Here is an 11,635-nt window from a genome sequence, read left to right as displayed (position 1 = left end):
GGAGGCGCGCCCATGCTGATGGCGATCCCGGCGGGAGCACATCTCCTCCGGCGATGATCAGCATCTCAGCCGGAGGCAATGGGTGGAAATTCGCGTCGGTTGCCTGATGACCTACGAATTCGCGCAGGTGACGCCCATAATCCTGATGCTGAACGTCCATGCGTCGCGCGTGGCTGATTTGACGCGACCGGACACGGTGGTGACAACCCCGCCGGTGCCGATGGCCGGATATCATGATGGCTTCGGCAACTGGTGCACGCGGTTGGTGGCGCCGGCCGGCCGTTTCACCATCCAGACCGATGGCATAATCCGTGACAGCGGCCAGTGGGAAACCCCCGACGTGGACGCCCGCCAAGTCGCGATCCCGGATCTCACTCCGGAAACCTTGGTTTTCCTGTTGGGCAGCCGCTACTGCGAAACCGACCTTCTGTCGGAGACCGCCTGGACGTTGTTCGGGCAATCACCCCCCGGCTGGGCGCGGGTGCAGGCCATTTGCGATTATGTGCATGACCACATCGCCTTCGGTTATGAGCATTCGCGGGCCACGCGCACAGCGGCCGAGGCCTTTGAGGAAAAGCGCGGTGTCTGCCGCGATTATGCGCACCTGGCGCTGACCTTCTGCCGTTGCCTGAACATTCCCGCACGGTACTGCACGGGATACATAAGCGACATCGGCTTGCCGCAGCCTCACGCCCCCCAGGATTTCGCGGCTTGGATCGAGGTCTTTCTGGATGGCTCGTCCGGCGGACGCTGGCATGCCTTCGACCCGCGCAACAACGATCCCCGCATCGGTCGCATATTGATGGCCAGGGGCCGGGACGCCGGGGATGTGCCGCTGTCGCTTACCTTCGGCCAACATACTCTCACGGGCTTCCAGGTGACGGTCGAAGAGGTGGCGGCGCCTCTTGGTCCACATTCGGCGTGATTGCGGCCTGCCCACGCGACCGCTTCATCGTGACCACTCATTGCGGGAATTGATCCCCCGCCGTCGGAGGAAGGCCGATAAGGCAAGAGTAAAGGGTCTTGCCGTCCGTGTCGCTAACCGCCAGGAAATCGGGGCGCTGGGGCATATCAAGAGTGCGTGCCATGGACCATGCCAATTTCACCGCATCCTGAAAGTCGACCACGTCGACAATTTCGCGTCCGACCACCGCATGGGCATCGTCCTGGGGCCGGGTGCGATAGAACTCAATGACGGCTTTCATGGCGGTTCCCGCGGTTGCTGTGAACCCGTCATGCCTGACGATATATACCCTTGCGGGGCGATGCGTCGGGGACCTTGGGCGCCGTATTCGGCTTGCCGGCGGCCCTCTCCGGCGCGGACAGCGGAGTCTCTCGCTGCTTGGGTTTGCGGATTTCCCGGTTGCCGCGCCTCTTTTCCTTGGACAAGGCGACGCCGTTCGGCGGCCAGGGGCTGTCCTTGGTTGGGGCGGAGCCGGCCGGCAGGAGGCCATTTTGCGCGACCATGCGCTCATGAGGTTCACTGTCGCTTCGGATGCGGTACTGCGGTGACTCATCCCGCGCCGGGAGTGTGCCGGTAATGCGATAGATGTCCGCGAACCGCAGCGGTTGTCCGAATCTGAGCTTCAGATGAACGAATTGTCCCACCGCGAAGATGTGTGTCGCCGGGCCGCGGTGGTGGGAACTGGCGTCATGCTGACGGAAATTTGGACTTGTCATGATGGTTCCTTGTTGGCGGGGCATGGAAGGCCGCTGTCGTTCGTTGGTTGACTGGCCGAAAACGGGATGCGCCGTACCATGACGGGTGCTGGGCTGGTTCCGGACATGCGTTGCGGATTTGAAGAGGCCGGGGCGACAGGGATGACCCGCGTGCAAGGCATCCCCTTATTCCTCCAGCGTTTGCGCTGGATGTTCAGCGGGCCGTTGGCCAGGCTCCGAGGAGCTTTTCAAGGCAGGCTCGATCCCGGTTTTGTCGGGACGCTCAACATTCACCGCGATGGCATGCGTTGGAAGGGCCGCCATGTCCGTCTTTGCCGAAGGCGCCGGTTCATTGGACACACCTGGAAAGGCGAGCTGGCGTATCGCGGTGGCCAGCCAGGCGTCGTGAACCAGGCGCCCGCGGCGGTTCCAGGGGATGCCCGTCGTGTTGCTGGCTTCATAAAGTTTCTCAGCCAGGGCATGGGCCTCCTTGGTGTCTGTCATGGCGAATTTCCTGTATGGAGGCCGGGCTGGTGGCGGGCGCGCTCGTGGTCAGGGGCCCTTATTCCCGCTGACATCGATGCTCAGGTCGGCTTGTGCTTTTTCCACGCCGGGAACTGTGGCCTGCCGCTGTTGGATCGGTAAGGGGAGGGCGGTGCCGCCAGGCAATTGAAGATCCGCCGCCGTGCTTCTTCCGACAAATCGGATTCCTTTAGGTGCCGCACCTCGGGGGGCCTGGGCGTTTCGGGTAGCGGCACGTCGGATAAGGGCGCTAGGGCTTCATCATTATTCTTGGACTGATCGATCTCGCTCATGATGTGTTTCCCAATGGCTCAGGGGAATGGGGCCAAGAAGAATGGATCGGAAGTCAGGATTTCTTCCGTCCGGCTTTGGAGCGCGCTTCCTTCGATCCCGGGATTGCCGTCATGGCGGTCGGTGGCCGCTCCGGTACACCCACGGTACCCGCGGTGCCCAGCTGGCTTTCGCGGACGACCCTTTCCTGGCCGCTGAGGTCGAGCCGGATTCGATACAGCGGCTCTCCCCCTTCGACCGGCAGAAGGCGCGTGACGCTGACGGTGGTGCTGGCGGCGCGGTTTTCGGCCACGGCTGGCCGCATGAGCGCGTTCTGGCCGACTTTGAATTTGTGCGGAAGCATCCAGATCTCCGAAAGGGGCGGCACGCCCATTGGCCGTTGCGGGGGTGGGGGACGTGGAGCACGGCGCGTTTAATCTGAAACGCGCCGTGCTCCACGCTTTGTCTAACGCGCGACCCGCTCTAGGAGAGACCGGGCCGGAACTCTTCCAACATCGCCATGTAGTGGCAGGCCGCGGCCGCCAGCACCATGAGGTGCCAAACCACGTTGTGATAACGCACCCGTTCCAGGAGATAAGCCCCGACCCCGACCGTGTAGATCAGTGCGCCGATGCCGATCAGCGAGCCCGTACCAGCCTGAAGCCGCCCTGTAAGGATGGGAATGAGCGGGAGGCCGATCCAGCCGAGGCTCAGATACAAGGCCAGGCCAAGCCGCTCGTACCGGCGGGGTGTTGAAAGCTTCAAGGCGATGCCGGCCCCCGCGATCATCCAGACCACCGTCAGGGCGATCGCGGGCGTCGCGAAGGTTGGCGTGGCTGGAAGACGCAACAGCAGAGGCGTATAGGTGCCGGCGATGGCGAGGAAGATACCGGCATGGTCCAATCGCCGCAGCCATTCCCTTTGGCGCCGGTGCCGGCTCAAATTATAGGCGGCGGAGAAGGTCAGCATGCTGGTCATGGCGATCGCGTAGGCGGCCAAACCGATGGCGTCGTACGCGGGCCCGTGGAATGCCCGGGATGCGAAAATCCAGACGCCGCCGACCAGCGCCGCGCTGACGCCAACAGCATGCACGGCGGCGTCGGCCTTGTATTCCAAACCGGCGTAGCGCGGGACGGAGTTGCCCGTCCGTAAGACGGCGGTGTTCATCGCACGCTCTCCTATCCGGTCGGGGCCGCGTCATGGCTCCTGAAGCTGGGTTTCACGCACCATCCGTTCCTGTCCACTGGTGGTGCTGCGGATCCGGTACAGGAATTCCTTTCCTTGCGACGGCATCAGCGAAACCACCTCATAGCGGCCATCGGCGGGCATCTCCTCCAACCGGTGGGGCGTGAAGTCCAGGGTCTGACCGACGCTGAATTTGTGACGACGCGAAATGCTTGTTTTCCTTCTCATCGCCGGCGCGGCGTCAGCGACGGCGCTGGGGGTGGGCGGCAAACGATGGTGCTACCGGACTTTTCGTCCTTGAGACGACCATCGGGGGGCTTTCGTCGGCCCTGCCGTCTGTCGCCGACGAGGCCTTCCCGCAGAGCTAAAAAAGGTGGCGAGGCTTCCATGCCATCCGCTCCCGGGCGTTTTGGCGGATGGGCCAAGCAGCGCGCAGGTTTTCGGCGGAAGACTTGCCCTGGCGCGGATCGTGGACGGCGTTGAAGCTCACCTTCTGGTCTTCGGCCAGTTTGCCGAATCCCTTGGCACCGTTGAACCACTTGATGATGCCAATAGCCATGGAGGCCTCTCCGGGGATATTCCCAGTCGGAACCGCCCGGCGCAGGAGCGCGGCACGGGCATCAAAAGTCACGACGGGAAAAGGCCGGCGCCAGCCGGTCAATGACCCAGAGGCAAAGTCGACTTCGCCAATATGGGCTCCAGTCGGCCGCATTGCAAGGCCTAATATTTTGTGAGCGCTATCGTATTTTTATTTATCTATTTTAAGAAGCTGCTTTTTTGAAGCGTCTCTTCGTTTCACAGAAAGCTTTTTTGGTGAGGATGATATTTTCATCGATTTGGGCGTTATACCAGCGAGATAGCGACTCTTGCCAAGAGGATTCCCTTCGAGCTGATTTTCTGATTGTGAATCGGCGCGATCAAATGACCCTGCTGTTTCAATAGCATCGGGCTGTTGCTGTGCTGATCGGCGTCCAAACCGCGTCCTGATTACATCCACGGACGGGCCCGGCGGCGGGCGTGACGCTGCTGGGCGTGACTGCTAACCTGCCCCAACCGCCGGGGCCCCGGCCCTTTTCCCGCCGTGTGATGTGGCAGCGCCGTGAATCTCAAAGGTATCATCCAGGACATCGTCGACGAGATGCGGGCCGCGCCCGATCGTGGCAAGGTCGCGACCTACATCCCCAGCCTGGCCAAGGTCGACCCCGCCAGGTTCGGCATGGCGGTCTATACCGTCGATGGGGAATGCCACGCCGGCGGGGATGACGAGGTCGGCTTTTCCATCCAGTCGATATCCAAGGTCTTTTCCCTGACGCTGGCCCTGGGCAAGGCGGGGGACCAGCTGTGGGAACGGGTGGGGCGCGAGCCATCCGGCACAGCGTTCAATTCCATCGTCCAGCTCGAAGCGGAGCGGGGCGTTCCGCGGAACCCCTTCATCAATGCCGGCGCCATCGTCGTGACGGATGTGAATCTGGCGGGGCATTCGCCCCGTGAGACCATCGGCGAACTGGTCCAGTTCGTCCGCTATCTGGCGGAGGATGAAACCATCGCCATCAATGAAGAGGTCGCCCGCTCGGAGGAGCGCACAGGCGAGCGCAACCGGGCCCTGGCCCATTTCATGAAATCCTATGGCGTGCTCCGGCATGCGCCCGACCTGGTGTTGGGAACCTATTTTCATGCCTGCGCCATCGAGATGACCTGCCGCCAGCTCGCCGCCGCCGGACGCTACCTGATGCTGGATGGCCGCCATCCGGGGGGTGGCCGCACCATTTCGTCCATACGAGCCCGCCGCATCCTGTCGCTGATGCTCACCTGCGGCCATTATGACGCCAGCGGCGATATCGCGTTCCGCGTCGGAATCCCGGCCAAGTCCGGCGTCGGCGGCGGCATATTGGCCATCGTTCCCGGCCGGGCCTCCGTCGCCGTCTGGTCCCCCGGCCTGAACGCCAACGGCAACTCCCAGCTGGGCAGCCTCGCCCTGGAGCGCCTGGCCGAGGCCACGGGGTGGAGCCTGTTCAACCCAGGTCGCCTGTCACATCGATGACGCGGCATCCTGCCGGCCGGAAGGGGCGCCGCACCCGCAGCGTCCACCCCAAGGGGCGCATTCCACAGAGATTGCTCCATTGCTGGGACCAGCTTGCCATGTGACGCAGGCGAAGTTTCATGCGGTGGCCTGAATATTTTTTATTTTGAGAACCACATGATCTCGGCCGCCAGATCGTCCACCAGCGCATAGGCATTCGCCGCCCCGACCGTCCGGCCGCAGTATTCCAGGCGCAGCACCAGGGTGGCGCGCGGGACGATCACCAGGGCCAAGGGATAGCTGAGGCGGCCCCGGTTGCCGACATCCGTGAAGCTGACCTCGCCGCGCACCTCGTGGCGCAAGGCCTGGTCCACCGGATAGTTCTCGAACACCAGCGTGCTGTCGAAGGGGGCGCCGGCCGGGTCGTTCCAGGATTGCAGGGCGGGCGGTGGGGCGTGCTCGAACTGGCGTAATCGCAGGTTCTGGTCGAACAGCCGGCGCAGGGCGTCGCCGGCGTCCTTCCCCTCCGTCAACCCTTCGGTCAGGGTGTGGACCACGGGCAAGGTGCCCGCCAGCAGGCCCATGACGCTGTCGATGTCAGGAACATCCAGGGTGCGGCCCGACATGGTGGCGCCGAAGGCCACGGTGCGTTGACCTGTCATCCGGGACAGCACCCGCAGCCAGCCGGCCTGCACCAGGGTGTTCAGGGTCACCCGCTCCCGCGCCGCCGCCGCGTTCAGCCGGCGCACGGTATCCTCATCCAGCTCCCGCTCCACCGCGCCATTGGCTTCGGCTGCGGCCGGCGGGGCCAGATGGTCGCGCAGCCGGGTCGGGGCGGGCAGGGCCGCCAGCTCGGCATTCCAGAAGGCCTCGGCGGCGCCGGCGTCCTGGCGCTGTTTCCAGGTGGCCACGTCGCGCAGGCGGCCGGCGGGGATGGGGGGCGTTTCCCCATCGTACAGCCGCAGGATATCGCCCAGCAGGCGGGACATGCTCCACCCATCCAGCAAGGCATGATGCCAGGTCCAGAGGAAGTGGTATTGCCGCGCGCCCGTGCGCGCCAGGGTCAGGCGCATCAGCGGCGCCCGCTCCAGCGCGAAGCCCCGGCGCCATTCCGCGTCGCGGTGGGCGTTCCAGGCGGCGTCGATATCGGCTTCGTTCCGCCAGTCCGGCTGCTGGACCTCCAACTCCACCGCCCGGCACACGACCAGCACCGGTGGTTCGGTCCCCCCGCCCGGCCAAGCGAAGCTGGCCCGCAAGATATCGCAACGCGCCGCCATCGCCTCCCACGCCGCCACCATGCGCGCCGGGTTCAGCCCGTCGATCAGGGCCCAGACCTGCACCGTGTAGGCGTCGCTGTCCGGATGGTCGCGGCGATGCCGGGCCATTCCGGCCTGCAGAGGGGTGGCAGGCAGGATGTCGGTGATGTCGGGCGCCGGCGCCGGCAGGGTGTCCAGTTGCGCCTGGGTCAGGCCGACCAAGGGGAAGTCGGACGGCGTCACTTGGCCGGCGCCCGTCGCCAGGCAATGGTCGATGACGCCGGTTAGCGCATCCTCGTATGCCGCTACGAAGGCCGCCACGGTGTCCTCGCGGAACAGCGCGGCGCTGTGGCGTACATGCAGGGCCAGCGTCCCGTCCATGATTTGGCCGTCCACCGACAGCAGGGCACCCAAGGGGGCGTCCGGGTCGGTGCCGGCGCCGCAATCCTCGGGTGCCGCCCGCCAGGGACCGTCGCGCGTCACCCCGTCGAATTGGCCCAGATAGTTGAAGGACAGGGATACGGGGGCCGCCAGCGCGTCACGCGTCGCGCCATCGTCGGCCAGGTGGCGCAACAGGCCGAAGCCGATGCCGCCGTTCGGCGCGGCGCGCACGGCCTCCTTCACCTGGCGCACCGTCCTGTCCCATCCGCCATCGGCCTCCAGTCGCACGGGATGGACACAGGTGAACCAGCCCACCGTGCGCTCTAGATCCAGATTGGGGAACAGGGGCTCGCGGCCATGTCCCTCCAGATGCGCGGTGACGGCCGGTCGCTTCCAGGTGCGCCGCGCCGCCTCGGCCAGGGCCGCCAGCAGCAGCACATCGATGCGGGTGCGATAGGCGGCGGGCGCGGTGGTCAGCAGGGCCCGGGTGCGGCTCGCATCCAGCCGCAGGGTGCGGGTCACGGCGTGGCGGCGGGTGTTGGGCGCGCCCGGCCGGTCCACCGGCAGGGGCGATGTGTCCAGCGCCGCCCGCCAGAAGGGCAGCTGCGCCCGTATTGCCGGCGCCTGGGCCAACTCCGCCAGCCGTCGCGCCCACACGGCGAAGGGCGTGGTGCGGGCGGGCAGCGTTCGGTCCAGGCAGGGGCCCGTGGTCAGTGCCCGCAGATCATCCAGCAGGACGCGCCAGGACACGCCGTCCACCACCAGATGGTGCGCCACCAGGAACAGGCGCTGGCCGCCGTCCGGCAGATGGATCAGGCGGCCTCGCATCAGGGGCCCCTGCGCCAGATCCAGACCGTCCTGGGCCTCATCGCACAGGCGGGTGATGTCGGCCGCCGTTCGCGCCGTCCCCTCATCCACAACGATGCCCGCCCCGGCGGCATGGCTTTGCGTCCAGGCGCCGTCGGCGTCCTGATGGAAGCGCAGGCGCAGGGCGTCATGGTGGCGGCCCAGCGCCGCCAGGGCGTCCGCCAGGGTATCCCGGTCCAGCGGCCTCTCGCAGGCCAGCAACACCGATTGGTTCCAGCGCCGGCGGCGGGGGATGGGTTGGCCGAAGAACCAGGCCTGGACGGGGGTGAGCGGGGAGGGACCGTCCGGGATTGGCAGGTCCGGTGCGTTCTCGGCCACCATCTCCACCACCGGGGCCAAGGCCGCGATGGTCTGGCGGTCGAACAGTTGCCTGGGCGTGAAGCGCAAACCCAGGGCCCGGCCGCGGGCCACGATCTGCAGCGCCAGGATGGAATCGCCACCGATCTCGAAGAAGTTGTCGGTGACGCCCACCGTGGCCTGGCCCAGGGCGTCGGCCCATAGCCGGGCCAGGGTGGCCTCCCGCGCGTCGCGGGGGGCGACCTTGCCGGTGGATTCCCACCGTGGGGCGGGCAGGGCGGCGCGGTCCAGCTTGCCGGCCGTGGTCACCGGCAGGACGGGAATGGATATCAGCCGGGCCGGCACCATGTGGGCCGGCAGCACCTCGGCCAGCCGGACGGTGAGGGCCGCCACGTCCACCGTGGCGCCGGCGGACGGCACCACATAACCCACCAGACGGGTGACGCCGCCCGTCTCGTCCGCCACCACCACAGCCTGGTGGATGCCGGCCTGGGCGGTCAGTTGCGCCTCGATCTCTCCCGGCTCGATGCGGAAGCCGCGCACCTTCACCTGGGTGTCGCGGCGGCCCAGATACTCCACCGTGCCATCCTCGCGCCAGCGGGCCAGGTCGCCGGTGCGGTACAGCCGGGCACCGGGATCGCCAAAGGGGTCGGGGATGAAGCGGGCGGCGGTGGCCGCCGGCTGGCCGACATAGCCCCGGGCCAGGCCGCTGCCGCCGATCCACAGTTCCCCCGCCACGCCGATGGGCAGCGGCCGCAAGTCGCCATCCAGGACATGGGCGCTGCGATCGCCCACCGGCCGGCCGATGGGGACGTAGGGCGTGTCGGGCAGGGTGGCGCCGTTCCCCTTCCACACCAGGGGCGTCACCACCGTTTCCGTGGGGCCGTAGCCGTTGATGGCGCGGCGGGGGCGTAGGGCGGCGAACAGCCGCTCCAGCCCCGCGCGGGGCATGGCCTCGCCCCCGAAGGAATAGAGGTGGACAGGGGGTGGATCGCCTTGGGCTTCCGCCCAGGCGGCCAGCTGCTGCAGGTATTTGGGCGGGAAGCCGGCATGGGTGACGCCGTGGCGGCGGATGGCCTCATAGGTTTGTTCCACCGTCCATAGGCTGTCGTCGCGCAGCACCAGGCTGCCGCCTTGGGTCAGGGCGGTCATCCAGCGCTCATGCGCGCCGTCGAAGGTGAACGACAGGAAGTGCAGTTCACGGCTGCCGGCCGTCATGTCGTAAAGGGCGGCGGTGGCAACGCAGTGCATGGCCAACGCCCCATGCTCCACCGCCACCCCCTTGGGCACGCCGGTGGAGCCGGAGGTGTGGATGATGTAGGCGAGGCCGCGCGGGTGGGGTGTCAGGCCCAGGTCGCCGTCGTCCTCGCCCTCCGTCCCGTCATCGGGTCCAGCCAGGGTGGGCAGGCCGTCCAGGGGCGTGGCGCCCACCATCACCGACAGGTCGGCGGCGGCACGGATGGCGCGCAGCCGTTCCAGGGGATAATCCGGATCCAGGGGCACGAAGGCGGCGCCCGACTTCATCACCGCCAGCAGGGTGACGATCAGGTCGGGCGTGCGGTTGAGGCAGACACCCACCCGCACCTCCGGCCCCGCGCCCAGGGCGCGCAGGCGGCGGGCCAGGCGGTTGGCGCGGCGATTCAGGGTGCCAAAGGTCAGCACCGTCTCGCCGAACAGCACGGCCGGGGCGTCCGGCCGGGTGACGGCATGGCGGGCGATCAGCAGCGGCACGGCCGGAGGCGGCGGCAGGGCCCAGGCGGGATCGCGGTGCCAGGCGGTGATGGCCGCCACCTCCGCCGGGGTGCGCGGGTCCAGGGCCCCGATGGGCTGGTTGGGTGATGCCACCGCCTGGGCCAGCAGGGCCCGCCAGCGCTCCGCCACCCGTTGGGCGGACTTGTCCGTGAACAAGGCGGTACGATAGGCCAGCCGGGCCAGGATGGCGCCATCCGCCCGCTCCACACTGCCCAGCGCCAAGTCGAACTTGGCGGTGCGGACGGGCAGGGGCAGAATCTCCACCGCCAGGCCGTCCATGGCCAGCGCGCCCAGGGGGGCGGGGGCGTGGTCGAACATGACCTGCACCAGCGGCTGGCTGTCACGCGCGGGCGCCAGGGCGGTGATGTCCTCCAGCGGCAGGTCCTGGTGGTCCAGCGCCGCCGCCACCGCCCCGGCCACCTGGGTCACCAGGGCGGAAAAGCCGGCGCGGTCCTCCAAGCGCACACGCACCGGCAGGGTGTTCACGAAACAGCCGATCAGGCCCTCCGCCTCCCGCTGCCGGCGGCCGGCGGCGGGAATGCCCACGATCACGTCGTCCTGCCCCGCCAGGCGGGCCAGCAGCAGGGCATAGGCCGCCAGCAGCGCGGTGAACGGCGTATGCCCGTTGTCCCGCGCCAAGCGGCGCAGATCGTCGGCCAGGGTTGGTGGCAGGGTCACGGCGCATTCCGCACCAGCCATCCGACCCTCCGCCGGCCCGCCACCCCGGGCGCCATCCGCCGGCAGGGCCAAGGGCGGGGGCGGGTCCGCCATCCTGGCGCGCCAATACGTCCGTTGCCGATCCGCCTCGCCCCCCTCCAGCCACAGGGCCTGCCAGGCGGCGGCATCGGCGTACTGCAGGGCCGCTGGTTCCGCTTGTGGCTCTCCGTGCCGAGCCGCCGCATATCCCGCCGCCAAGTCCGCCATGGCCAGGGGCAGGGAGGCGCCGTCGGCCGCGACATGGTGCAGCGCCACCACCAGCCAGTGATGGTCCGCCGCCAGGGTCAGCAGATGGGCGCGCAATGGCGCCTCGACCGCCAGGACGAACGGCCGGCCGATGAAATGGTCCGCCACTGCTCGCGCGGCCATCTCCGGGTCCGCGTGGGCGCTGAGATCCGTATGCTCCAGCGCCACCGTGCCGGGGGGCAGGGTCACCGGCTGGGCCCCGCCATTGCCGTCGGGCTGGTAGACGGTGCGCAGGATGGCGTGCCGGGCGGCCAGGCTGTTCAACGCGACCCGCAAGGCCGCGACATCCAGCGCGCCGCGCAGGCGGAAGACGCCCGGCATGGTGTAGGCGGTGGACGTGGGTTCCAGCTGCGCCTGGGCCCACAGCCGCCGCTGCGCCGCCGACATCGCCGACGGCGCCCCGTTCGGGCGGGGGGAATGGGCAGGCGGGTGAAGGGCAGTCCCCGGTCGGCCAGCGCCTCCA

The 11,635-nt window shown here is 67.8% G+C and carries 11 protein-coding genes; 2 read left to right on the top strand and 9 right to left on the bottom strand.

The features are described 5' to 3' along the window. The first annotated feature begins 82 nt into the window (after positions 1 to 82). Complete coding sequence (locus UAA55_RS00755; protein ID WP_322950759.1) at positions 83 to 925, top strand: transglutaminase-like domain-containing protein; 843 nt, start codon at positions 83 to 85, stop codon at positions 923 to 925. Positions 926 to 962: 37 nt separating this feature from the next. Here the strand turns inward: UAA55_RS00755 and UAA55_RS00750 are convergent, their stop codons facing one another. The 8 genes from UAA55_RS00750 to UAA55_RS00715 form a co-directional block, all read right to left on the bottom strand. Next, positions 963 to 1,205 (bottom strand): hypothetical protein, encoded by a 243-nt coding sequence (locus UAA55_RS00750; RefSeq protein ID WP_322950758.1) that lies wholly within the window; start codon positions 1,203 to 1,205, stop codon positions 963 to 965. A 28-nt stretch (positions 1,206 to 1,233) separates the two neighbouring features. Further along, positions 1,234 to 1,704: a hypothetical protein gene (locus UAA55_RS00745; protein ID WP_322950757.1), complete on the bottom strand. Its 471-nt coding sequence runs from the start codon at positions 1,702 to 1,704 to the stop codon at positions 1,234 to 1,236. Between the two features lie 141 nt (positions 1,705 to 1,845). Further along, the gene (locus UAA55_RS00740; protein WP_322950756.1) at positions 1,846 to 2,163 is read right to left on the bottom strand and encodes a hypothetical protein; all 318 of its coding nucleotides are present in this window, start codon (positions 2,161 to 2,163) and stop codon (positions 1,846 to 1,848) included. An 80-nt stretch (positions 2,164 to 2,243) separates the two neighbouring features. Then, positions 2,244 to 2,474: a hypothetical protein gene (locus UAA55_RS00735; RefSeq protein ID WP_322950755.1), complete on the bottom strand. Its 231-nt coding sequence runs from the start codon at positions 2,472 to 2,474 to the stop codon at positions 2,244 to 2,246. A 53-nt stretch (positions 2,475 to 2,527) separates the two neighbouring features. Next, positions 2,528 to 2,815 (bottom strand): hypothetical protein, encoded by a 288-nt coding sequence (locus tag UAA55_RS00730; protein ID WP_322950754.1) that lies wholly within the window; start codon positions 2,813 to 2,815, stop codon positions 2,528 to 2,530. 119 nt (positions 2,816 to 2,934) lie between these two features. Next, positions 2,935 to 3,618: a PAQR family membrane homeostasis protein TrhA gene (trhA, locus tag UAA55_RS00725; RefSeq protein WP_322950753.1), complete on the bottom strand. Its 684-nt coding sequence runs from the start codon at positions 3,616 to 3,618 to the stop codon at positions 2,935 to 2,937. 30 nt (positions 3,619 to 3,648) lie between these two features. Next, a complete protein-coding gene (locus UAA55_RS00720; protein WP_322950752.1) occupies positions 3,649 to 3,906 on the bottom strand; it encodes a hypothetical protein in 258 nt (85 codons plus the stop codon). A 94-nt stretch (positions 3,907 to 4,000) separates the two neighbouring features. Next, entirely contained in the window at positions 4,001 to 4,195 is a 195-nt protein-coding gene (locus UAA55_RS00715) for a cold-shock protein (RefSeq protein WP_322950751.1), read from the bottom strand. 540 nt (positions 4,196 to 4,735) lie between these two features. On the opposite strand from UAA55_RS00715, the gene UAA55_RS00710 reads away from it, so the two are divergent. Beyond that, entirely contained in the window at positions 4,736 to 5,677 is a 942-nt protein-coding gene (locus UAA55_RS00710) for a glutaminase (protein ID WP_322950750.1), read from the top strand. 140 nt (positions 5,678 to 5,817) lie between these two features. Here the strand turns inward: UAA55_RS00710 and UAA55_RS00705 are convergent, their stop codons facing one another. Next, a complete protein-coding gene (locus tag UAA55_RS00705) occupies positions 5,818 to 11,559 on the bottom strand; it encodes a non-ribosomal peptide synthetase (protein ID WP_322950749.1) in 5,742 nt (1,913 codons plus the stop codon). Positions 11,560 to 11,635 lie beyond the last annotated feature (76 nt).

Source organism: Nitrospirillum guanabarense (assembly GCF_034653355.1).
Taxonomy (GTDB): domain Bacteria; phylum Pseudomonadota; class Alphaproteobacteria; order Azospirillales; family Azospirillaceae; genus Nitrospirillum.
The sequence above is the reverse complement of the archived record's forward strand: the minus strand, read 5'-3'. Positions and strand labels throughout refer to the sequence as shown.